This window comes from Cedecea lapagei (assembly GCF_900635955.1).
GTDB classification, from domain to species: Bacteria; Pseudomonadota; Gammaproteobacteria; order Enterobacterales; family Enterobacteriaceae; genus Cedecea; species Cedecea lapagei.
This window is the reverse complement of record NZ_LR134201.1, coordinates 4,219,815-4,242,549: the sequence shown is the minus strand read 5'-3', so window position 1 is coordinate 4,242,549 and position 22,735 is coordinate 4,219,815. Positions and strand designations below refer to the sequence as shown.

The following is a 22,735-nucleotide window of genomic DNA, read 5'->3' as shown; positions in this document are numbered from 1 at the left end:
CATCCCGGAGACTGACCGATGAAACCTTATGCCGCCGCGCTGCTGCTCGGCACGCTGTACCTGGCCTCGCCGTTCGCGCAGGCCGACGTGATTGATGATGCGATTGGTAATATCCAGCAGGCGCTTAGCGAGGCTTATAAGCCTGGCGGCGGCAGCGTTTACCATGACGATAGCGATGACGAAGCGGCTCAGCGCAGGCTTAGTCGGCAGGATGAAGCACGCTATCGCCAGCTGGAGGAGAGGCGTCGCAGCCTTGACGAGCGCCAGAACCAGCTCGACCGCGAGCGCCAGCAGCTGGATGACGAAGAGCATCGGCTGCAGGACGACGACGACCGCTAGTCCAGCACGATTTCCATGCCGTCAAAACCAGCTTCAAAGCCTGCAGGAAGCGGGTTGTGCATCAGCCATTCGTCGAATTGATGGCTGATGTGCGTCAGCACGACACGCGGGCTACCTATCTGCTCGTTCAGCGCGATAACCGTTGTTAAGTCGCAATGATTTTTTGGCGTCTCTGGCCGGGGTTCGCGGCTGCAATCTATCACCACCACCTCCGGGCGACTGGCGGCAAGAAACTTCAGGGTTTTGTCCGGCAGCCCCGCGGTATCGCTCAGCCATGCCAGCCTGCTGTAGGCCGTTTCAAACAGATAGCCAAACGTTAGCTTTGAGTGCAGCAGCGGCAGCGGCGTCACGCGCAGCGCCTGAAGGGTAAAGGCGACAAACGGCTCCACGGTATGGCTAAAATCCAGCAGGCCGGGGTGCTTAAACAGATCGTCGCAGCCCTGTTCATCAGGCGGGCCGTAGACCGGGATTTTCTCGCCAACGCCCCAGCGCAGCGGAAACAGCCCCTGGACGTGATCCATATGGTAATGGGTAAGCAAAAACTGCTGAAAATCACCCGGCTGCCAGCTCTCCATCAGGTCGGGAAGGCCGGCATCCACCAGCGTAACCGCATTGTTATATTTTAGTACTGCGCTACACGGACGGCGGCGATGAGCGGGGTTGCTGCGCGCCCGTAAACAGGCTGCGCAGCGGCAGCCCCAGGCGGGCACAAGCTGCGCCCCGCCGGTGCCGCTAAGCGTTAACGTCAGCGTCATCAGGTGTCTCCACCGGTTTGGTAAAGCGGATATGGGTGGCGCGATAGCCTTCACGCTCGTAGAAACGGTGAGCCTCTTTGCGGCCGGTGCTGGTCGACAGCTCCGTTAGCTCGGCATCCGCTTTACGTGCTTTATCTTCGGCCCAGGCGAGCAGCTGCTTGCCCACGCCGTGACCGCGAGCTTCTTCCAGCACCACCAGCTCCTGGATCTCGCCGATGCGGCGACCGTGGTGCAGGTGGTATTGCAGGTGAAGGCTAATCATCCCCAGCGCTTTGTTACCCAGCCACGCCAGCTGATAGAAGATATTCGGGTCACGCAGATTCTCCGCGAAGCAGGCGTTAAAGCCGGGGCGATCGGCCTGAGCCTGTTTTAGCTCGCAGATCATGCGGTAGACGGTATCGCTGTCTTCGATAGCGGCGGCCTTTAACTTAACAACATCAGACATGGCGTGGCTCCTTGCGGTGAAGAGGAATGACGTTCGAGCGGTGCCGGGCTAATAGCCGCATAAATAGCTCAGCTGACTGTAGCAGACTCCCGTCGTTGTTGAGGAGCAGGCAATCGTCTCCCTCGGGGGCATAGAGCGCCGCACGCTGCAGCCGCTGCTCGATCTGCTCTGCGTTTTCTCTGCCCCGCTGCTCCAGGCGGCTGCGCAGCACGTCAGCAGAAACCTGCAGACAGACAGGCACCAGCCCATCGCCATAGCGTTCCCGCGCCTGTTTCAGGTGCTGGCGCGAGCCGTTCACCACCACGTCAAATCCGGCCTCGAGCCATATATCCATTTCCACTCCGACGCCGTAGGACTGCTCATGCGCCTGCCAGCTCAGGGCGAACAGCCCCAGTTGCTGGCGCTGCTCAAACTCTTTTGCGCTCAGCGCAATATGATTCTCGCAGCCTGCGTCGGCGGCGCGGGTAATATAGCGGTGCGCCACCAGGAGTCTTGCGTGCTCCTGCTGGCGCAGGGCGCTCAGCAGGCTGTCTTTGCCGGAGCCGGACGGGCCCATCAGCCAGATTAGTTTACTCATCAGAACACCCGAGTTCCCTGGCGCCAGACGTGGTCGATGTGGATATGGCCGCCGTACATCTGCGCCAGAACCAGATCCGCTCGTTTACCTTCCGCCAGCGTGCCGCGATCGGTCAGGTTCAGCGCCCTTGCTGGGTTGCGTGTCACAAGGTTAATCGCCTGTGCCAGCGTGAAGCTGTTGCTGTCGTCGTGCGCCACGCGGAAAGCCGCGTCCAGCAGGCTCGCCGGATAGTAATCCGAGGAGAGAATATCCAGCAGCCCTGCCTGCGCCAGATGGCTGGCCGCCACGTTGCCGGAGTGAGAACCGCCGCGAACGATATTTGGCGCGCCCATCAGCACGCTCATGCCGTGGTGACGAGAGGCTTCAGCGGCTTCCTGCGTGGTCGGGAATTCGGCGATCACGCTGCCGATTTCGTGGGATTCCACCACGTGGGCCGAGGTTGCATCGTCATGGCTGGCGAGGGCGATATTGCGGTCGCGGCAGCGGGCGGCAATGGCCTGGCGGTTTGGCTGCGACCAGCGCGCCGCCAGCGTCAGCTGCTCTTCTTCAAAGCGATCCATCTGCTCGTTGGTGAGATGGTATTTGCCCTGATAGTAGTCGCGGTATTTGGAGAGCTCCGCGTACTGGCGCTGGCCCGGCGAGTGGTCCATCAGCGAAACGAGGGACACCAGCTCGCGGTCTACCAGCTTGTCGAACAGCGGCAGCGTGGTGTGGTGCGGCAGCTCGCAGCGCAGGTGAAGGCGGTGTTCGGCGCGGTTTAGGCCACGTTTTTGCGTATCCTCCACGGCGTTAATCATCTTTTCCAGGTTTTCCAGACGGTCGCCGCCGTCGCGTACGTCGCCGATGGCCACGGCGTCCAGCACGGTGGTGATGCCGCTCGCCACCATCAGCGCATCGTGGCTGCTCATGGCGGAGTGCGCCGGCCAGTCAACCTTGGGCCGCGGGGTAAAGAATTTATCCAGGTTATCCGTGTGTAGCTCAATCAGCCCTGGCAGCAGCCAGCCGCCGCCGCCGTCGTGTGCGCCCGGCAGCTGGCTTTGGGTCTCGGCAAAGTTGCGAATCACACCGTCGGCCACTTCCAGCGAGCCACTGACCACTTCCTCTTCCAGGACCAGGCGAACGTTATTGACTATCATGTTGGGGCTCCATCGCGGACATGGTATGCAGGCGGTCGGCCACCTGTTCACGGACTGCTTCATCGTGGAAGATGCCGACGATGGCCGCTCCACGCGCTTTTGCTTCCTGAATCAAAGCCACCACGGCGGCGCTGTTCTTTGCGTCCAGCGAGGCGGTTGGCTCGTCCAGCAGTAAAATGGGGTAGTCGACAATAAAGCCGCGAGCGATGTTCACGCGCTGCTGTTCGCCGCCGGAGAAGGTCGAAGGCGCAAGGTGCCAAAGGCGCTCGGGCACGTTGAGGCGAGTCAGCAGGCTGGCGGCTTTTTTCTCGCACTCTTCACGCGGCACGCCTAAATCAAGCAGCGGCTGCATGACGACTTCAAGCGCTGAAATGCGTGGGATAACACGCAGGAACTGGCTAACCCAGCCAATGGTCTGGCGTCGCACCGCCAGCACTTCACGCGCCGGAGCCTGCACGATATCGAGCCATTCGTCGTTGTGCTTAACCCAGATATGTCCTTCATCCGGCAGGTAGTTGGCGTACAGCGAGCGCAGCAGGGTGGATTTACCGCTGCCGGAGTGGCCGTGCAGCACCACACACTCCCCGCCTTTAACTTCCAGCGAGGCGCCCGCTAGCACCGGCAGGCGAATACCGTGCTGGTGATGCAGGACAAATGTTTTGCTCAGGTTTTCAACCCGTATTCTGGTCATAGCGAGTACCTAATTCTGAAGGACGGAGGACACCAAAAGCTGGGTATACGGGTGATGCGGGTCGTCCAGCACGCGGTCGGTCAGCCCACTTTCCACCACTTTGCCCTGTTTCATCACCAGCAGACGGTCGGCCAGCAGGCGAGCTACGCCCAGATCGTGGGTGACAATCACCACGGCAAGGTTCAGCTCCACCACCAGGCCGCGCAGCAGGTCTAGCAGGCGTGCCTGCACCGAAACGTCCAGCCCGCCGGTAGGCTCATCCATAAACACCAGCTTCGGATGCGTCACCAGGTTGCGGGCGATTTGCAGGCGCTGCTGCATCCCGCCGGAGAACGTGGTCGGCAGGTCGTCGATGCGGCTGGCAGGAATTTCGACCTCTTCCAGCCAGCGCTGGGCGGTGGCGCGAATCTCGCCGTAGTGGCGTGCGCCGGTTGCCATCAGGCGTTCACCGATGTTGCCCCCGGCAGAAACGTGGCGGCGCAGGCCGTCCATCGGATGCTGGTGAACCACGCCCCACTCGGTACGCAGCAGGCGGCGACGTTCGCCTTCCGACATTTCGTACAGCGAGCGGTCGAGGTAAATCACCTCCCCGGACTGCGGCGCGAGGCGGGCGGAAATGGCCTTCAGCAGCGTTGTTTTACCGGAGCCGGACTCGCCAACAATGCCCAGCACTTCACCGGGCCAGAGGTCAAAAGACACGTCCATAAAGCCTTTGCCGGGCGCATAGAGGTGGGTGAGGTTATTCACCGAAAGTAACGGGCTGGTCATGACTGAGAGGCCTCACTGTTCTGGCGGCAGTAGTCGGTATCGGAGCAGACGAACATGCGGTTGCCCGCGTCGTCGAGTACCACTTCATCAAGGTAGCTATGGCGTGACCCACAAATCGCGCACGGCTCTTCCCATTTCTGAACCTGGAAGGGATGGTCGTCGAAGTCGAGGCTTTCTACGCGGGTAAACGGCGGTACGGCGTAAATGCGCTTTTCGCGTCCGGCACCGAACAGCTGCAGCGCAGGGGACATGTGCATTTTCGGGTTATCAAATTTTGGAATTGGCGACGGGTCCATCACATAGCGATCGTTCACTTTCACCGGGTAGGCGTAGGTGGTGGCGATGTGGCCGAAGCGAGCGATATCTTCATACAGCTTCACCTGCATCACGCCGTACTCTTCCAGCGCGTGCATGGTGCGGGTTTCCGTTTCGCGGGGTTCGATAAAGCGCAGCGGCTCGGGAATCGGCACCTGATAAATCAGGATTTGGTCTTCGACCAGCGGCGTTTCCGGGATACGGTGGCGGGTCTGCACCAGCGTCGCGTCTTCGGTACGCTCGGTGGTATTCACGCCGGTCACGCGTTTGAAGAAGTTACGAATCGAGACGGCGTTAGTGGTGTCGTCCGCGCCCTGGTCAATCACCTTAAGCACGTCCGCTTCGCCAATCAGGCTGGCGGTAAGCTGAATACCGCCTGTGCCCCAGCCGTAGGGCATCGGCATTTCGCGGCCGCCAAACGGCACCTGGTAACCTGGGATCGCCACGGCTTTCAGCATTGCGCGGCGGATCATGCGTTTGGTTTGCTCGTCCAGATAGGCGAAGTTATAGCCGCTCAGGTTAGCCATTGGCTCGCTCCTTTATCAGGCGGTTAAGCAGCTCCAGTTCGGCCTGGAAATCTACGTAATGAGGCAGCTTGAGGTGGGACACAAAGCCTGCCGCTTCCACGTTATCCGCATGGGATAACACGAACTCTTCGTCCTGCGCCGGGCCTGCAACGGTTTCGTCGTAGTCGGGAGCCTGGAGCGCACGGTCAACCAGCGCCATCGCCATGGTTTTACGCTCGCTCATGCCGAACGCCAGGCCGTAGCCGCGTGTAAAGTGCGGCGCTTCGTCCTCCGGGGCGACAAAACCGTTCACCATTTCGCATTCAGTCATCAGCAGTTCGCCGATGTTCACCGCAAAACCCAGCTCTTCCGGCACAATTTCGATATCTACATAGCCGCTGCGGATCTCGGCGGCAAAAGGGTGGTTACGCCCGTAGCCGCGCTGGGTGGAGTAGGCGAGCGCCAGCAGGTAGCCTTCATCGCCGCGCACCAGCTGCTGCAGGCGTGAAGAGCGCGAGCACGGGTAAACCGGCGGGTTACGGGTGATGTCATCCGGCTGCGCGCCGTCATCTTCTTCGACTTTCGCCAGGCCCTGCTTTGCCAGCATGCTGAACACGTGTGGAGAAGGGGCGCTTTGCTCGTCGGCAGATTCAGCGTCAGGCACTTCGCCGTTGGCCAGCAGCGTGAAGTCCAGCAGGCGATGCGTGTAGTCATAGGTTGGGCCCAGCAGCTGGCCGCCCGGCACGTCTTTATAAACGGCGGAGATACGGCGCTCGAGGCGCATCTCTGCGGTATTTAGCGGCTCGCTCACGGCAAGGCGAGGTAGCGTGGTGCGGTAAGCGCGGAGCAGAAAAATGGCTTCAATCATGTCGCCGCTGGCCTGCTTGATAGCCAGCGCGGCGAGCTCCCGGTCAGCGATGCCGCCTTCCGTCATCACGCGGTCGACCGCCAGGCCAAGCTGCTGTTCGATCTGTGCTACGCTCAGCTCTTTCAGCGTCTCATCGCCGCGTCGGTTGCGCTCCTGCAGGGCGTGGGCGGCGGAGATTGCTTTCTCGCCCCCTTTGACGGCAACGTACATCAGCACACCTCCACGTGGGTGGTCCGCGGGATGGCCAGCAGGCGATCGCCGCAGGTCAAAATCAGGTCAATACCCAGCGGGAAAGGATGCGGGCGCTCGGTCAGTTCGTGCAGGACGCACTCCGGCAGCTGTGGGGCAATCATGCGCTCTTCGTTGATCCCGGCGCCGGTCAGGCGAAGCATGCGCCCGCCGCTCAGGCTGGAAACCTGCAGAATCAGCGTTGCGCTGGTATCGGGAGCAATGTCGCAGCCCTGGGCCAGCAGATTTAGCTGTTCAGAAGAGATTGCGTCGCTTGCAACCGCAAACTGCGCGTGGTCTGGCTGTTCGCACAGCTGCGCGTTGGTATGAAAACGGATGTTCTGCGCGGCAATATCGTTGCCCAACGCGCCGTCTACCCACACCGGCGTGTCGTTATCGGCAAGCGTCAGCAGCACGCTGGTGGTGGCGACGTTAAGCGGAAGCCAGCCCTGCTGCAGCGAGGTCAGTGCGACAATCACGCCCGGCTCGCTCATCGCTTTAAGCAGGCGACGGAAACTCTGCTGGGCATCCTGTACAGGAAGGGTAAAAGCGGTCATCAGTGTCATGCGTTGTCTCCGCGTACCAGCGTGAAGAAGTCCACGCGGCTGCTGTTAACTTCCGCACGGCGAGCGGCAAGGCGTTGTTCACGGTTGGCCGCCAGCGGTGCAATTAAGGTTTCTTGTAGCGTCTGGAAATGTGAGGTTTCCTGCATCAGGGCGTCGATCACCGCGCAGCATTCAGCGTGTTGTTTGTCGCGGCCAAGCAGGTAGCTGTAGCCGTAGGTTCCGCTCGCTAGTTTGACGACCGAGCGGGTCAGCGTGGCGTCGCCGGTGAAGAAGCGCTGGCCGGTGCCACCCATGCGGGCCTGCACCTGAACCAGGCCGATTTCCGGGGCGCGAATAAGCGTGTAATCCGCGCTGATGTTCAGGCTGTTCCAGCGCTCAAGAAGCTCCTGCGGCTGGCTGTGCGACAGCACGGCCATCCACTCCCGGCGCTGTTCGGTATTGAAATGGCTGGTGTCCATTTAGTGCTCCATGGTGAATTCAATCATGTCGGCACGGGTCAGGCTGACGGAGTATTCCGCTGGATTAGCCTCGCCTTCACGGTGATTAAGAGTGCGAACGCAGAGCAGCGGCGCCATGTTGGGGATTTCCAGCAGGCGGCTCTCTTTTGCCTGGGAACGGCGGGCGCTGATGCGGGTCTGGGCGCGCGTCAGGGCAATGCCTAACTCCGCCTGAAGAAAATCGTGCAGTGAGCCGCTGCTGAAGGTCTGCAGCGTAGGCCACCAGCTTTGTTCGGAAAAATAGTGGTCAATGATGCACACCGCTATACCGTTGACCCGGCGCAGGGTGCGAAGGTGGATAACGTTATCGCCCTCAACCAGCCCCAGCGCATCCGCCACGTCCTGAGAGGCCGGGCGAATGACCGCCAGAAGGCGTTCGCTGGTGGGGTGGCTGCCCTGATCCAACAGGTTCTGGCTAAAGCGGGCCTGGGCGTTAAGCGGGTAGTCAAACGGGCGCATCAGCACCAGCACGCCCACGCCCTGGCGGCGCTGGACCCAACCTTTATTGACCAGTTCGTCAATAGCGCGGCGGAGCGTGTGGCGGTTGACCTCGTAGTAGGCGGCAAGCTGGGTTTCGGCGGGCAGATAGTCGCCGCAGCGGTAGTTGTTACGCAGCTCCTGTTCGAGCCGGGCGGCTATCTCCTGATAGCGGGTTGGGTAGCTGGTCGGATGTCTGGACAAGTGCATCGCGGATCTCCTCAAAAAGTTGCCTCATGGTGACGGGAGAAAGTGACGGTTTTGTTAATGATTGGTTTCTGTACGATGAAGAGTTGAAGTTTGCGGCCGCGAGGGGGGCTCAGGGAAACTGTGGGTTGTCTCGGTTTAGCGAAAACAGACTGGAAAGGGAGGCGCGTTTAGTCCTGATAATGAGATATTTATCGGGATCGAATGGGGAGAAAAGTCTCGCACGCTTTTAAAATATATTCTATATCCTGAGGCGCTCCATTTTTTATTAATGCCTTAGCCCTGAAATAATAAATTTAATGCTGCTTTGAGTTTATTGGTCTGCAGGGTTAATGAGACGTTTTTATTCTGTTACTTCTGGAATAAATGTCTCTACATGGAATAATTAAATAACATCAAAAATGAATATACCGACTGCTTCGGGATCTTGACTGGCCAGGCAACGTGAAAAGCCGTACGGCGAAAACCAGATCCGCTCGGCGGTCGGGGCAGGCGGCGAATCCGCCTGCCGGGAGTAATCAGTTCTTTTTGACGAACTCTGATTTCAGCTTCATTGGGCCAAAACCATCAATTTTACAATCAATGTTGTGATCGCCTTCCACCAGGCGAATATTCTTCACTTTTGTACCGATTTTCAGCATCGAAGAGCTGCCTTTTACCTTCAGATCTTTCACCACGGTGACGCTGTCGCCGTCGACAAGCAGGTTACCGTTGGCATCTTTTACCACTAATTCAGCGTCGTCTTCGCCCGCGGCAGCCGGGTTCCATTCATGAGCGCACTCCGGGCAAATCAGCATGCCGTTGTCTTCATAGGTGTATTCGGAATTGCACTGCGGGCAATGAGGGAGTTGCATTATCTGATCCTCAAGGTGAGATAAAGTAATGAAAAATAGCGACCTGGCAGCAAAAGCATACTGAATCGCGGAAAAGTGCCGCGATTATACATCAAATCCCTACACTTGCAGGGATTATTGCCCCTGGGCCGTGACCGGTGGCCAGCCGGCAGCTAAAAATCGCAAAAATTCTTTCATTCAAAGAAATATGTGCCAAATTTGACTTCATGTTCAGGCTTTAATTGCCGTTAAAGAGGGGCTAATTTAACTTAGTTTCACTTCGCTTCACGCAGGTCTGCCAGCACGGGCTGCTGCGCTATACCTGTTTGAAAAAATAAAAAAAGCGTATTGCGCTGACACCTCCTGTCACTTGACAGGGGTATGGTTGGGCCTATGGATGTACCGATACAGAGGCAGGAACCGATGAGAATGAAAGGCGCGAAAGTAAAAGTTGCAGATCGACTGGCCGAAATCGTCTTAAGTCTTTATCAGGGGGAAACCCTTTCCGCTGATATTATCCGCCAGCGTTTTGATGTAGATATGCGAACTGCGTATCGTGATTTAAACCGGCTTGGTGCTATTCTGGAGGACGTCGGCGAGGGGAAAAAGCGTCTCTCTTCGCATTTAAAAGGACAGTTTAACGTAAACGACCTGCTACGCATTACTAAACGCGTTGGGCTGGCTGCGTTTTATCCGTGGTACGACATAAAAAGTCACAATCAATATATTGGCCTGCAGGCTATTCCCGATTTATTGGTCGTAGGGTATGAATATGAAAATAGCGCGCAGCGTAAAGCTATTTTTTATCCATTATTTGACGATTCGGACGATCCCGGCGGGGATAGAGTAAAAACAGAAGTGTTGTTGCAGGTGTCGGCTCAGGCCGCCGGACATTTTAAACAGCGCAATTTTTTACCTTTTCAAAAAACTATCAGAGAACTTGATAACGGAGAGTTGCTTCTGGCAAGCCACATCGCTTCGCCTGAGCAATTATTTCCGCTGGTGCAGTATTGGATACCGCATCTCACCATTATTTCACCGCAGGTCTGGCAGAGTGATTTAAAAGCCAGGATCGCGGCATGGTGTAATGTTAACTAATAAATTATTTCCCTCACGTCATTATAAAAACCGGCATCACCAGGATTAAAACCTAACGATGGTGGAGATAAAGCTGGATAATTTGAGTTAAGGAAAGATTTTGATGCACACACAAACTATTTTTGAACTGAGTCAGGAAGCCGAGCGGCTTTTGCAATTAGCCCTGCAAAACCTTAACGCTTTAAAAGTCGCTCCGCTGGCTTTACAGAATGAACAAAATAACGCTGTCGCGAATCCCGTCGCCTCTGTACATCCGCTGAAATTTAGCCCACGTGGTATCGAACTGCAGAAAAATATGCTGCAAAACGAAAGACGTAAAATAACTCAGCATGAAATGGTGCTGGCGATTGTCGGCACCATGAAAGCCGGGAAGTCGACCACCATTAACGCCATCGTGGGGACCGAGGTGCTGCCAAACCGTAACCGCCCGATGACGGCGCTGCCGACGTTGATCCGCCATACGCCGGGCCAGCGTGAGCCGGTGCTGCATTTTCCCTATGTTCAACCCATCGAAAATCTGATGGGGGAACTGCAGGAAAAGCTGCTGTCTACCCCCAGGGAAGCGCTGGCGCTGCAGCTGGAGATTGATCGGGACATGGAAGCGCTGATCGCCCGTATTGCCAACGGTACAGGTTTTGAGCGCCATTACCTCGGGGCTCAGCCGATTTTTCACTGCCTGAAGAGCCTGAACGATCTGGTGCGTTTATGCCGAGTCCTCGACATTGCGTTTCCGTTCAAAGCCTACGCGGCTATTGAGCATGTGCCGGTGATTGAAGTGGAGTTTGTGCATCTGGCAGGCCTGAGTAACGGCCAGGGTAAGCTGACGCTGCTGGATACCCCGGGGCCAAACGAAGCGGGTCAGCCACATCTGAAAAAGATGCTCAAAGAGCAGCTGGCGCAGGCATCTGCGGTACTGGTGGTGATGGATTATACCCAGCTGAAGTCCGTCTCCGACGAGCAGGTGCGTGAGGCGGTGCTCGGCGTAAGCAAATCCGTTCCGCTTTACGCGCTGGTCAACAAGTTCGATCAGAAGGATCGCAACGGCGACGATGCAACCCAGGTAAGGGCGATGATTGCCGGTACGCTGATGAAAGGCAGCATCGCGCCGGACCACGTTTTCCCGGTGTCGAGCATGTGGGGCTATCTTGCCAATCGCGCCCGCTACGAGCTGGCAGCTCATGGCCGCCTGCCCGATCCAGATCGGCAGCGTTGGGTGCAGGATTTCGCGGAGGCGGCATTAGGCAGACGCTGGCGCAGCGCAGATTTGGCCGATATTGAGCACCTCCGCCACGCGGCTGATCTGCTGTGGGAAGACTCCATGTTTGAGTCACCTGTTGAGGCTATTCTGCATGGCGCCCACGCTAATGCTTCGCTTTATGCGCTACGTGCTGCATGCCACAAGCTGCTGGACTATGCCGAGGAAGCCGAACGCTACCTGAGTTTCCGCTGCCAGGGCCTGCAGGTGACCAACGACAGCCTGCAGGAGAATATCCAGCGGCTGGAGCAGGATATGCATCTGCTGCAAACCTCTCAGCAGGCGGTAAGCCCCCTTATTCAGCAGCAGGTCCACGAGGCGCTGGAGAACATCGGCTCCTTTATGCGGCGTTTCGAAACCCAGATTCATGACGATCTGAATATCTACTTCCGGGAAGGCAGGCTGGCTGAGGAGAGAGTACATCCGCTGTATCCTCATGCCTTAACGCGCAAGGTAGATTTTGCCCCGGGCAGCAACAAGCTAATGGGGGAAGATGAGGCGGCGGCGCGCACGCTGTTGCACAAGGTCAGGGCCTCCAGCGAAACTATTTTGTTTGCCGCCCAGGAGACGCTGAGCGCAGAGCTTGGCTCCCTGTTGAGTCATCTTGAAGCCCGCCTGGGCTACACGCTGCGGTCGGCGTTAAGGCCTATCGAGCAGCGGGTGAGCGAGGGGCTGAAGGTGGCCGGCTTTCGCGCCCATATTAGTCTGCCTGCCTTTCAGGCAAGCCAGCTGAATTTTAATGCCCGGCAGGCGTTCACCAACGTTATTGAAAGTCAGGAAGTCACGCTGTCGCAAATGCAGCCGCAAAACGGCATGCGCGGAGTGCTGGCCCGTTGGCTAAACAGCGTCGACTGGGGCTGGGAAGATTATGCGGCTACGCACAGCCGCTACGTTATCGACCTGGAGAAGCTTCAGCAAAATCTGCACGACCATGTTGCCACTTTTCTGGCCCAGATAAATCAGGCCATTACCGCGCAGGTCGATGTTTCAGTGACGGCCGGTATGGCGACCTTTTTCGCCGATTTCTCCACGGCTCTGGACGCAATTCACAGCAATTTGCAGCAAAGCCTTAGCGCCAGGCAGCAGAATGACGCCGCACTGTTTTCCCTCCAGAGTAAGCTGGAACAGAGTGTCAAAACGGCACGTTACATTCACGAGGATACCCGCCTGTTGCGCGACGATATCCAGACGCTTTTCCCGGCGGAGCAATGATGAACAGCGTATTAATGGAAGGGCCGGTAAGAACCCTCAGCTGTATTAGCGAAAAATTTGTCGTGGATTTTGCGATGGGCATTGATGTTGCCCGTCAGCCCTGGAGCAGTCCGCAGAGTAAAGCTTTTTACGAGCGGCTTGTCGATCTATTCGTCGTGGAAGCCCGACGGCACTCAGGGCTCGCCGGTACGGCACCGCAGGATGATTTAGAGGCCGCGCTGGTGAGGCTTGGCCTGCTGTCGGCCGATCTGGCGAAAAGCTACCTCGCCAACAGCCAGATACATGAGAGAATGACTCAGCTCGAGCCAGTTTCTCCGCGAACGGCACACCATTCTGCTGCGGCTCGCGGCCGACTGCTGACGCTGCGACAACAAATTTCCCAGCGTCTGGTGCGGATTGAAGCCGACCTTGATCGCGGCGATCTTGTCCAGCGCGGGCTGGTTCACTGCGAACAGATTTTCTCCCGCTGGCGCAGCGGGCACTATTTCTCTTTCTGCCCGGCGGCGCGTTGCTACGTTGCGCTGGAAGAGTTGCGCTGGGGCACCTTTGGCGATGCCGTGCGTTCAGGTCTACCGGAACAGGCGGAGCAGCTGATTGAACATCTTCGTGCGCTGGCCATCGGTAAGCTGGCAGAGGAAGTGAATGCGTCACCGCGCACGCGCCACTATTTTCATGAATGGCTGGCGACGCCAACGTCTCCCGGCCTGCTCGAGCATAAAGATGCCCTGACCTGGCTCGGCGACCGCTGCGATATCGACCGCCAACCGGTCAGTTACTCGGTCACCCAAAGCTGGCAGGGCGTGGCGTTGGGCATGCCCCGAATTTGCTCGGCCATGCGCCTCGGTAGCGCGCTGGTCGATGAGGTTTTTGGCTGATTTATTCAACTCTCTCAGGGAAGAGAGCGCTCCATCTCAGCGGCATTTTCCCGCATCCATTCGGCAAGTGAATCCAGCGTTGGGCGCAAAGATTTCCCCCAGTGTGGTTATCTGATACTCCACTCGCGGAGGGACTTCGGCAAACACCTGCCTGACAACCAGCCCTCGGGCCTCAAACTGGCGAAGCTGGCGCGTTAACTCTTTCTGAGTGATGGGATAAACGGCCCGCTGCAGCTCGCTGAAACGTACCGCCTCGTCAATCACGATCAGGCGGTAAAGGATTGGGATCGCCCACTTCCCCGAAATGAGGTTGACAAAGCTCACCATCGGGCAGTTGCTTCCGGCCTCAGGCAGCGGTGAAATATTTTTGGTCATGCCAACTCCCGGCTCACGCCAATGCGCTCAATGTGGTGCTTTAGTATCATATTGGTGCCTACTATCCAAAAGATACTATAGCGGAAATAATGCCCTCATCAGTTATTTATGAGGAACCGACGATGGGCAGACTTAACGGCAAATACGCCTTGATTACCGGGGGCACCAGCGGCATTGGGTTTGAAACGGCGCGGCAGTTTATAGCCGAAGGAGCAACGGTGGCGATCACCGGGCGCAGCGAGCAGAGGCTACAGGAAACCAAAGCGGTTTTGGGCAATGTACACCTTATTAAAAGCGATGCGGGCGACGTTGCCGGGCAGCGTGAGGTGGCCGCGGAGCTAAAGCAGCTTTGGCCGCAGCTTGATGTGCTTTACATCAATGCGGGGGACGTCACGCACCACTCGCTGGAAGAGTGGGACGAGCAGGCGTATGACCGGCTGATGAATATTAATCTTAAAGGCCCATTCTTCCTGATTCAGGCGCTGCTGCCGCAGCTGGCCAACCCTTCCTCGGTGATTGTTTGCGGCTCGGTCAGCGCCCGCATCGGCCTGCCGCAGACTAACGCCTATGCGGCTAGCAAGGCCGGTATTCTTTCGCTGGCACGTACGCTTTCCGGGGAGCTTCATCCGCGTGGCATTCGTGTCAACGGGCTGAGCCCTGGCCCTACGGAAACTCCGGCGCTGGGCAAATTAGGCAATGGCGTAGAAGCCGACACGCTGCGTGAAGCGATCCGCGATCTTGTGCCGATTGGCCGCCTTGGCACCGCGCTGGAACTGGCAAAAGCCGCCGTGTTCCTGGCGTCTGATGAGTCGGCGTTCGTGGTCGGCACCGACCTGCTGGTCGACGGCGGCGTGGGGAATTTATAGCTTTTAGCGTGTTTTCCCTCTCGTCCCCTTGGGGAGGGGGGGGAATTGAAGGTCGATGCGACTTCACGTCAATGAATGACGGCAAGCGCCAGCCAAAAGAAAGGCGTTACATATTTAGCTCGCTGAGCAAACGGGTATTGAGATAGATTTTTTCGCGGCCAGCGTTCATCTCCTCCAGTACACCGATTTCAACTAACTGCTTCAGATAGCTGGACGCAGTTTGTCGCTGTGCCAGCCCGGCATCAACGATATTCTCGATGCGGCAATAAGGCTGCATGAATATCACCTGAATAAGTTCCCAGGAGTAAATCTTCGGTAGCTTTTCGCGGACATAGTCAGTTGTGCTTGCGATCAATTCACGTACGACGCTGATTTTCTTTGACGTCCATTTTGCCATCTCGAACACGGCCTCCAGCATGAACAAAATCCATGCCTCCCAGTCCTGTTTTGCCGTTACGTCCCTTAGAAGGGCGTAGTATTGGGTGCGATGTTCCAGGATGAAACGCGAGAGATAAAGTATCGGTAAGCTAAGTAGTTCAGTCTGAATAAGATAAAGGATATTCAGGATACGGCCAGTTCGTCCATTACCGTCGGAAAAGGGATGAATACACTCGAACTGGTAATGTGCGATAGCCATCTTTACCAGCGGATCCAGGTCGTCTTCCTGGTGAATAAATTTCTCCCAATTCGTAAGCAAACTGCGGATTACGTCCTCACCTTCTGGCGGCGTGTAAACCACATTCAGGTGCTGGTCGCGCAGCACCGTGCCTGGTGTCTTACGCACATCTGTCTCCACCGCACGCAGTGTGGTGCAAATCTGAGTCGCCGTTGTTGTACAAAGCGGGTAAGTCGCAAGATGGTTTACCCCTTCGTACATAGCGGTACGGTAGCGCAGCGCCTCTTTCGTTGCAGGGTCGGCTTGCCCGACACGGTCGACATACTGAAAAAGCTGATCGCTGGTGGTGACGATATTTTCAATGCGGGATGAGTCTTTTGCCTCCAGCATTGGCAGGATATTCACCAGTAATCTCTGATCCGGCAGGAGTTGCCCCGCCGTTTTTAGCTCCGCCAACGCAGCTCGAGCATTAATACAGGCCTTAAGCACCGCATGGGTCTCTATTTTTTCAAGCTCAGGGGGCAAGAGAGGGAGTTGATTAAAAGGTTGCTTTGGATCCCATGACATGTTTAAAAAACCTGATTTTTTCGACATATTGGCAGTATAGGTACGCCGTATCGACACATCAAGGTAACATGTACGTTTTTCTTGATTTTTTAAACATGTCATCGAAACCTGTCGATAGCATCGACACGTTTTGGCGATATGTACATATTTCCCATTTTTTTAAACATATTGCCTCCTTTCAACTGAGCTTCTGCCTGTGACCGCACCACCATTCTCGTGAATAAAGCCGGGCTATAAGGCGAGCGTGTCCATAAAAGTAACATTCTTATCTGCCTGTTTATTATTGGGTTTAATAAGATTTTTCTTTTCTCTCGCCAAAAGTACCAGCCGCGAAAAGCAAATCTGTGTCGCTCCTCACTTGTGGCTTTTTTCACCGCTACCCAGAATATATTTGGCCGCATACCGCGGATACTGCATTGATTCTCTGAGGTAAAACGATGAAAAAAATCTTCTTATGCTGTGCTGCGGGGATGTCGACCAGCATGTTAGTGGAAAGGATGAAACAGTCCGCGCAGGGCCGCGGAGTGGCGGTAGAAATTACCGCCGTGCCGGTCTCCGATTTTGACCAGATTATCGATGAAGCCGACGTCATCCTGCTCGGGCCGCAGGTGAAATTCCAGCTGCAAAATCTGAGCGCGGCGGCGGCGCCTCACGGCGTGCCGGTGGCGGCGATCGACATGATGCATTACGGCTCAATGCAGGGCGATAAGGTGCTGGATCACGCGATTTCGCTGCTGAAAGCCGCAGAATAGGGAGGCTGTATGAGATACCGCTTTCCCGAGAAGTTTTGGTGGGGTACGGCGACCAGCGCCACGCAGTCTGAGGGGCGAATTGAGGGCGATGGCAAAGGTGAAAATATCTGGGACTACGCCTCACATGAGTTTAACGCCCGTTTTTACAACGGTGTCACCTCCGACGAGACCTCTACGTTTTATCAACGCTGGCGGGAAGATATTCAGCTGGCAAAAAACATTGGCCTCAATTCATTTCGCACGTCGATTTCCTGGTCCCGCCTGATCCCCGATGGAGACGGTGAGGTTAATCCTCAGGCCGTGCAGTTTTATAATGATGTGATTGACGAGCTGATCCGCCAGGGCATTGAGCCTTTTATCAATCTCTACCATTTTGATATGCCGATGGCGCTGCAGGAGAAAGGCGGGTTTGAAAATCGAGAGGTGGTGGAAGCTTTCGCCCGCTATGCGGAGATCTGTTACCGCCTGTTCGGGGATCGCGTGCGTTACTGGTTCACCTTCAACGAGCCGCTTATCCCTGCCGAGGCAGGTTATTTACATCCACGCCATTATCCTTATGTGACCGATTTTCGCCGCGCAGCCCAGGTGCTGCACCATATTGTTATCGCCCACTGCAAAGCGGTTGCCGCCTGGCGCGCGCTGAAGATTGACGGGCAGATTGGCATCATTATGGACGTCATCCCCGTTTATCCGCGCAGCGACAGCCCGGAAGATCTGAAGGCTGCTGAGATGGCCGATCTGTTCTACACACGCAGCATTAACGAGCCGATGCTGCTTGGGCGCTATCCTGACGAGCTGGTGGCGCTGCTGAAAGAATATGACGTGTGTCCGAAGGTGCTGCCGGGCGACTGTGAGCTGATTGCCGCGACCCGCGTTGATTTGCTGGGCATCAACTACTATCGCCCGCGTCGGGTTAAAGCGCGTGAGACGTTGCTCGAAGAGCCGCACGGTTTTGTGCCGGAGCGCTTTTTTGAAGAGTACGCGATGCCGGGGCGGCGGATGAATACCTCGCGCGGCATCGAAATTTACCCGCCTGCACTCTACGACATCGCCTTGCTGGTGAAAGAGCGCTACGGTAACCTGCCGTGGTTTGTCTCCGAGAACGGCATTGGCATCATGGATGAAGAGCAGTTCATGGTGGACGGCGAGGTGCAGGACGATTACCGCATTGAGTTTCTGCAGGAGCATTTAACCTGGCTGCATAAGGCGATGGCGGAAGGCAGCCAGTGCCTGGGCTACCAGATGTGGACCTTTATCGACTGCTGGTCATGGCAGAACGCCTATAAAAATCGCTACGGCTTCTATCGGCTCGATTTAGCCACGCAGCAGCGCTCGCTGAAAAAGTCCGGGCGCTGGTTCCGCTCCGTGATTGAAAACAATGGGTTCGAGGAGGCTGACCATGTCGAGCTTTGATAAGTTAGCCGACAAGCTGATGCCGGTGGCCAATGCGATTGGCAATCAGCGCCATATGCAGGCAATTCGTAACGGGCTTATTTCGATCCTGCCGTTGACCATCGTCGGCTCTTTCTTCGTTATTTTGTTGAATATCCCGATTAAGGGCTATATGGATTTTATAGCGCCCTGGCGTGACACGCTCGACGTGCCGTTCCGCTTTACCGTTGGGCTGATGTCGCTGTACGCCGCGTTCACCATCGGCTCGTTCCTCGGTAAAAGCTATAAACTAAACGACATCACCAGCGGCCTGCTGGCGATGCTGGCAACGCTGCTGATGATCGTGCCGGTGAACATTAAGCAGGGCGTGACCGTGGCGGGGGAAGCGGTGGCGGGGCGCTACATTCCTGTGACTTCGCTGAGTTCTCAGGGGCTGTTTGGCGCGATCATCTCCTCGCTAATTGCCATTGAGATTTATCGCTTTATCAAAGTCAGAAATATCGAAATTAAAATGCCTGCGGGCGTGCCGCCGGTGGTTGCCAGCTCGTTTTCAGCGCTGTTCCCGACGCTTGCCGTGGTGCTGGTATTCTGGATCCCCCGACACTTTCTCAACATCGATATCAACGCCATCATCAGCTACATCATTATGCCGCTCAAAGGCTTTATGACCGGCACCAACCTTTTTGGTGGCATCGTTACCCAGTTCTTTATTGACCTGTTCTGGGTGCTTGGGATCCACGGTCATGCGGTGATGGGGCCGCTGATCCGCCCGCTGTGGGATCAGGCAATTGTGCAGAATATGGAGCTGTTCCAGTCCGGCGTCAGCGCCTATGAGCTGCCGAATATTTTCACCGAGCAATTCTTCCAGTGGTACGCGCAGATGGGCGGCACCGGCTCAACGCTGGCGCTGGTAGTGCTGTTTATTCGCTCTCGCGTTATCTACCTGAAACAGCTGGGTAAGCTGTCATTTATTCCGGGGCTGTTTAACATCAATGAGCCGATGATTTTCGGCGCGCCGATTGTGATGAATCCGATCCTCGCGATCCCGTTTATTCTGGCGCCAATGGTAAATACCGTGGTGGTGTATCTGTTCACGGTTAGCGGGCTGATTCCGCGCATGATGGTGAAGCCACCGTTTACCCTTCCAGCGCCGCTGGGGGCGCTGATCACCACCAACTGGAACCTGATTGCCTGTGGGCTGGTGTTTATCTGCTTCTTTATTTCACTGGCTATCTATTATCCGTTCTTCAAGGCGTACGAGAAGAAGATGCTGGAAACTGAGCTTCAGCAGAAGGAGGAAGAGGAGAGGGCTAAGGCGCTGGCCGAGGCTAAGTAAATTGTCTTTTCCCCTCACCCCGGCCCTCTCCCCAGAGGGGAGAGGGGGAATTCAGCAATGAGTGGTTATTTATCCCCTCTCCCTTTCTGGGAGAGGGGGATTCAGGGCAGTATTGTTTTTTATTCCCTCTCCCTTTCAGGGAGAGGGGGAATTCAGGGCAGTATTGTTTTTTTATCCCCTCTCCCTTTCAGGGAGAGGGGGAATTCAGGGCAGTATTGTTTTTTTATTCCCTCTCCCTTTCAGGGAGAGGGTTAGGGTGAGGGTAAAAACTAGAACGCCGTCTCTAACTCATCCAGCACGTTATACTCGTCGTCCACCAGCAGCAGCGCCTTCCACTTATCAAACGTCAGGCATGGGTGAGAGGTACTAAACACCAGGATGTCGCCTACCTGAACATCCACTCCGGCCTCGAGCTTCAGCATCGCATGCTGGTCCATAATCCCTGTGGTTTCGACAGTTTCCACCGGCGATGCCAGAGGTTTGCCCTGGCGGTAGTGCGCTACCGGCTGTGGGAGACCCGCATCAAACGCGCTGTCACGTTTGCCAAAGTTCACGATTGCCCGATCGCTTTCCGGCACCGACTGCACCATCGCCACCAGCTCCAGCGCGGAAACCAGATCTCCGCCCAGATCGCAGGCGATCCGATCGCGCGCCATCAGCCGATCCTGAGCCTCCTGATAGATCCCGCTGTCGTGGGTGATATAGCAGCCGGGGCGAATCGCAATCCGGCAGTTGGCCGGTTTCTCAGCTGCAAGCCAGATATTACACACTACGTCGTACCAGACCGAGCCCGCGCCGGTTAACAGAAACTCGCCGTCAACATAGCGCTCCATTCGGCAGGCGAGTGATGCGGCATCCCTGAGCAGCGTTTCTATTTCTGGCTGAGGGTTTTCACCATGCAGCACGCCTTCGTACAGTTCCAGCCCTCGCAAACGTAGCCCCGGCAGCCCGGCCACCTGGGCGGCAAGCGTCAGCGCCTGCTCGGCACTGCGGCATCCGCAGCGGCCGCCGGGAACACCTAACTCAATCAGCACATCGAGAGTTTGGCCTTTCTGATTAAAGAAGGCCGACAAAGTACGGGCGTTTGCCTCGCTATCGACACAGCAGAGGTAGTCGACGGAAGGGTGTTTGTGTTTCAACTGAGAAACCAGCGTCATGTTTGCTTTGCCAACCAGCTGGTTGACCATCAGCACGCGCTCAATGCCAGCGAACATCGCGATGCTGGCCTGCCATGCGCTGCCTACGCCGATGGCCCACGCCCCCGCTTTTTGCTGCTGCTGGAAGATCCACGGCGTCATGGTCGTTTTTCCGTGCGGTGCCAGCGAAACGCCGCGCGCGTTGGCATAGTCCTGCATCCAACGGATGTTGTTTTTCAGCGCCGATTTTTTTATCAGCGCGGCGGGCAGGCAGATATCCTCATTGAGGACGTTGGCCGGGGAATGCATCAGGGCTGACTTGTGGGGGACGAGGTTAATCTCCTGGTATTTCATAACGTATTTTCTCCTTATCTTTCTATCTTTCAGATTAAATATCATTTTTAAGATGTTGTTATATTTTAATATTTTATTTTTAATCGTCATTTTATGAATAAAAGTATCATTAAATGATCGGGGTTTTGTTTAGTTTTTCACTGTTTTTATGGCTTGTAAATGGTTAACTTGCACTCAGATTTTTACTGGCGTGAGGCGCAGATGAAGTTCGATTATCTCTTCAGGAAGGTCACCGTGATTGATGGCTCAGGCGGTGCGGAATATCTGGCGGATGTGGCGGTGAAGGGGGAGCGTATTGCCGACATTGCGCCGTGTATTACCGGCGAGGCCACGCATGAAATCGACGGCAGAGGGCGCGTATTGGCGCCGGGATTTATTGATGTCCACACGCATGACGATATCAACGTGATCCGTTTTCCTGAATATCTGCCGAAGATAAGCCAGGGTATCACCACGGTTATCGTCGGCAACTGCGGCATCAGCGCGGCGGGAGCGGTAATTAACGATCAGGTGCCCGATCCGATGAATCTGTTGGGTGAAGCGCACCAGTTTGTCTATCCCACCGTTGAGGCGTACGCGCATGCCGTGGAGCAGGCTCGCCCGGCTATCAACGTTGGCACACTTGTTGGCCATACCGCACTGCGTAACAACCAGCTGGACGATCTGTTCCGTCCGGCGACAGAGGAAGAGATTATTGCCATGCGCGGGCAGCTTAAGCTGGCCCTGCAGCAGGGGGCATTGGGTTTAAGCACCGGGCTTGCCTACGCCAGCGCGTTTCACTCTTCCACCGAAGAGGTGATGGCGCTGGCGGAGGAACTGGCGGCGGAGAAGGGGATTTACACCACGCATTTACGCTCCGAATTTGAGCCGATTCTTGAGGCGCTGGATGAAGCTTTTCGCATCGGGCGCCATGGCAAAGTGCCGGTTGTGGTGTCGCATCACAAATGCGCCGGGGCAAAAAACTGGGGGCGTACGGTCGAAACGCTGAAGCTGTTCGATAAAGTACGCGAGCAGCAGGAGGTTTCCTGCGACTGCTACCCTTACTCCGCCAGCTCGTCAACGCTGGACATGAAGCAGATAACCGATGAATTCGATATCGTTATTACCTGGTCAGAGCCGCATCCGGAAGTGGCGGGGCAAACGCTGCAGCAAATCGCTGACGGCTGGTCGATGTCACTTCACGAAGCGGGAAAATTGCTGATGCCCGCTGGCGCGATTTATTACAACATGGACGAGCAGGATGTGCGGCGCGTGCTGAGTTATCCGGTGACAATGATAGGCTCCGACGGCCTGCCTAACGATCCTATGCCGCATCCACGCCTGTGGGGCGCGTTCCCGCGAGTGCTGGGGCATTACAGCCGTGATGAGAAGCTTTTTCCGCTGACGCAGGCGGTACATAAGATGACGGGCATGTCGGCGGCCCGGTTCCAGCTGCACGAACGTGGCCTGGTGAAGCGCGGCTATTATGCTGATTTGGTCTTGTTCGACCCGCAGACCGTGCGGGATATGGCGAGCTTCAGTAACCCGAAACAGCCTGCCGCCGGTATTCAGGCGGTGATGGTGAACGGGGTGATGAGCTACGGCCAGGAACAAAAAGTCATTGGTCGAGCGGGGCGTTTCCTGCGTCGGCAGAAGTGAATTTAGCGCAGCCCCTCTCCCCTCTCCCGAGAGGGGAGAGGGGGAAAAACGAGAT

23 protein-coding genes and 1 pseudogene are annotated in these 22,735 nt (G+C 56.4%); 9 read left to right on the top strand and 15 right to left on the bottom strand.

All coding sequences use genetic code 11. From position 1 onward, the window contains the following. The first annotated feature begins 18 nt into the window (after positions 1-18). Positions 19-339, top strand: coding sequence for a DDRRRQL repeat protein YjdP (yjdP, locus tag EL098_RS20640; protein WP_126357889.1), 321 nt, complete (start codon positions 19-21; stop codon positions 337-339). On the opposite strand, the gene phnP is transcribed toward yjdP, so the two are convergent. The 12 genes from phnP to EL098_RS20580 all read right to left on the bottom strand — a co-directional run bounded on the left by phnP (position 336) and on the right by EL098_RS20580 (position 9,229). Next, the gene (gene phnP / locus EL098_RS20635) at positions 336-1,094 is read right to left on the bottom strand and encodes a phosphonate metabolism protein PhnP (protein ID WP_126357888.1); all 759 of its coding nucleotides are present in this window, start codon (positions 1,092-1,094) and stop codon (positions 336-338) included. The two genes, yjdP and phnP, sit on opposite strands and share 4 nt — an antisense overlap. Further along, on the bottom strand, positions 1,072-1,539 hold the full coding sequence (phnO, locus tag EL098_RS20630) for an aminoalkylphosphonate N-acetyltransferase (protein WP_126357887.1): 468 nt from the start codon (positions 1,537-1,539) through the stop codon (positions 1,072-1,074). Before phnO ends, phnP begins: the two co-directional genes overlap by 23 nt. Further along, a complete protein-coding gene (gene phnN, locus EL098_RS20625) occupies positions 1,532-2,119 on the bottom strand; it encodes a ribose 1,5-bisphosphokinase (RefSeq protein WP_232012466.1) in 588 nt (195 codons plus the stop codon). Before phnN ends, phnO begins: the two co-directional genes overlap by 8 nt. Next, positions 2,116-3,252, bottom strand: coding sequence for an alpha-D-ribose 1-methylphosphonate 5-triphosphate diphosphatase (gene phnM / locus EL098_RS20620; RefSeq protein ID WP_126357885.1), 1,137 nt, complete (start codon positions 3,250-3,252; stop codon positions 2,116-2,118). Before phnM ends, phnN begins: the two co-directional genes overlap by 4 nt. Beyond that, positions 3,239-3,943: a phosphonate C-P lyase system protein PhnL gene (phnL, locus tag EL098_RS20615; protein WP_126357884.1), complete on the bottom strand. Its 705-nt coding sequence runs from the start codon at positions 3,941-3,943 to the stop codon at positions 3,239-3,241. Before phnL ends, phnM begins: the two co-directional genes overlap by 14 nt. A gap of 9 nt (positions 3,944-3,952) precedes the next feature. After that, the gene (phnK, locus tag EL098_RS20610; protein ID WP_126357883.1) at positions 3,953-4,711 is read right to left on the bottom strand and encodes a phosphonate C-P lyase system protein PhnK; all 759 of its coding nucleotides are present in this window, start codon (positions 4,709-4,711) and stop codon (positions 3,953-3,955) included. After that, positions 4,708-5,553 carry an alpha-D-ribose 1-methylphosphonate 5-phosphate C-P-lyase PhnJ gene (locus EL098_RS20605; RefSeq protein WP_126357882.1) on the bottom strand — a complete coding sequence of 282 codons (846 nt, stop codon included), beginning with the start codon at positions 5,551-5,553 and terminating at the stop codon, positions 4,708-4,710. Before EL098_RS20605 ends, phnK begins: the two co-directional genes overlap by 4 nt. Then, positions 5,546-6,610: a carbon-phosphorus lyase complex subunit PhnI gene (locus EL098_RS20600; RefSeq protein WP_126357881.1), complete on the bottom strand. Its 1,065-nt coding sequence runs from the start codon at positions 6,608-6,610 to the stop codon at positions 5,546-5,548. The genes EL098_RS20605 and EL098_RS20600 overlap by 8 nt, the downstream gene beginning before the upstream one ends. Next, positions 6,610-7,194, bottom strand: coding sequence for a phosphonate C-P lyase system protein PhnH (phnH, locus tag EL098_RS20595; RefSeq protein WP_126357880.1), 585 nt, complete (start codon positions 7,192-7,194; stop codon positions 6,610-6,612). The genes EL098_RS20600 and phnH overlap by 1 nt, the downstream gene beginning before the upstream one ends. Continuing rightward, positions 7,191-7,652 (bottom strand): phosphonate C-P lyase system protein PhnG, encoded by a 462-nt coding sequence (gene phnG / locus EL098_RS20590; protein ID WP_126357879.1) that lies wholly within the window; start codon positions 7,650-7,652, stop codon positions 7,191-7,193. The genes phnH and phnG overlap by 4 nt, the downstream gene beginning before the upstream one ends. Next, positions 7,653-8,378: a phosphonate metabolism transcriptional regulator PhnF gene (gene phnF, locus EL098_RS20585; RefSeq protein WP_126357878.1), complete on the bottom strand. Its 726-nt coding sequence runs from the start codon at positions 8,376-8,378 to the stop codon at positions 7,653-7,655. A gap of 515 nt (positions 8,379-8,893) precedes the next feature. After that, entirely contained in the window at positions 8,894-9,229 is a 336-nt protein-coding gene (locus EL098_RS20580) for a zinc ribbon domain-containing protein YjdM (RefSeq protein WP_126357877.1), read from the bottom strand. A 408-nt stretch (positions 9,230-9,637) separates the two neighbouring features. Here EL098_RS20580 and EL098_RS20575 point away from each other — a divergent pair, with 408 nt between their 5' ends. From EL098_RS20575 to EL098_RS20565, 3 genes are all read left to right on the top strand, one after another. After that, positions 9,638-10,306, top strand: a complete 669-nt coding sequence (locus EL098_RS20575) for a WYL domain-containing protein (protein ID WP_232012250.1) — start codon at positions 9,638-9,640, stop codon at positions 10,304-10,306. Positions 10,307-10,409: 103 nt separating this feature from the next. Beyond that, a complete protein-coding gene (gene crfC, locus EL098_RS20570; protein WP_126357875.1) occupies positions 10,410-12,773 on the top strand; it encodes a clamp-binding protein CrfC in 2,364 nt (787 codons plus the stop codon). Then, positions 12,773-13,648: a YjcZ-like family protein gene (locus EL098_RS20565; protein ID WP_232012249.1), complete on the top strand. Its 876-nt coding sequence runs from the start codon at positions 12,773-12,775 to the stop codon at positions 13,646-13,648. The genes crfC and EL098_RS20565 overlap by 1 nt, the downstream gene beginning before the upstream one ends. A 14-nt stretch (positions 13,649-13,662) precedes the next feature. Here the strand turns inward: EL098_RS20565 and EL098_RS20560 are convergent. After that, positions 13,663-13,975: pseudogene (locus EL098_RS20560) on the bottom strand (winged helix-turn-helix transcriptional regulator). A gap of 170 nt (positions 13,976-14,145) precedes the next feature. On the opposite strand from EL098_RS20560, the gene EL098_RS20555 reads away from it, so the two are divergent. After that, positions 14,146-14,889 carry an SDR family oxidoreductase gene (locus EL098_RS20555; protein ID WP_126357874.1) on the top strand — a complete coding sequence of 248 codons (744 nt, stop codon included), beginning with the start codon at positions 14,146-14,148 and terminating at the stop codon, positions 14,887-14,889. Positions 14,890-14,995: 106 nt separating this feature from the next. Here EL098_RS20555 and fic read toward each other — a convergent pair whose 3' ends face one another. After that, a complete protein-coding gene (gene fic, locus EL098_RS20550; RefSeq protein WP_126357873.1) occupies positions 14,996-16,072 on the bottom strand; it encodes a protein adenylyltransferase Fic in 1,077 nt (358 codons plus the stop codon). Between the two features lie 437 nt (positions 16,073-16,509). On the opposite strand from fic, the gene EL098_RS20545 reads away from it, so the two are divergent. The 3 genes from EL098_RS20545 to EL098_RS20535 are packed head-to-tail and all read left to right on the top strand — an operon-like array spanning position 16,510 to position 19,552. Continuing rightward, positions 16,510-16,824 (top strand): PTS sugar transporter subunit IIB, encoded by a 315-nt coding sequence (locus tag EL098_RS20545; protein WP_126357872.1) that lies wholly within the window; start codon positions 16,510-16,512, stop codon positions 16,822-16,824. Between the two features lie 9 nt (positions 16,825-16,833). After that, positions 16,834-18,237, top strand: coding sequence for a glycoside hydrolase family 1 protein (locus EL098_RS20540; RefSeq protein ID WP_126357871.1), 1,404 nt, complete (start codon positions 16,834-16,836; stop codon positions 18,235-18,237). Continuing rightward, positions 18,224-19,552: a PTS sugar transporter subunit IIC gene (locus EL098_RS20535; protein WP_126357870.1), complete on the top strand. Its 1,329-nt coding sequence runs from the start codon at positions 18,224-18,226 to the stop codon at positions 19,550-19,552. The genes EL098_RS20540 and EL098_RS20535 overlap by 14 nt, the downstream gene beginning before the upstream one ends. 269 nt (positions 19,553-19,821) lie before the next feature. Here the strand turns inward: EL098_RS20535 and EL098_RS20530 are convergent, their stop codons facing one another. Further along, the gene (locus tag EL098_RS20530; protein ID WP_126357869.1) at positions 19,822-21,042 is read right to left on the bottom strand and encodes an amino acid deaminase; all 1,221 of its coding nucleotides are present in this window, start codon (positions 21,040-21,042) and stop codon (positions 19,822-19,824) included. A gap of 201 nt (positions 21,043-21,243) precedes the next feature. Here EL098_RS20530 and EL098_RS20525 point away from each other — a divergent pair, with 201 nt between their 5' ends. Beyond that, a complete protein-coding gene (locus EL098_RS20525; RefSeq protein ID WP_126358518.1) occupies positions 21,244-22,680 on the top strand; it encodes an N-acyl-D-amino-acid deacylase family protein in 1,437 nt (478 codons plus the stop codon). The last annotated feature ends 55 nt before the right edge of the window (positions 22,681-22,735 follow it).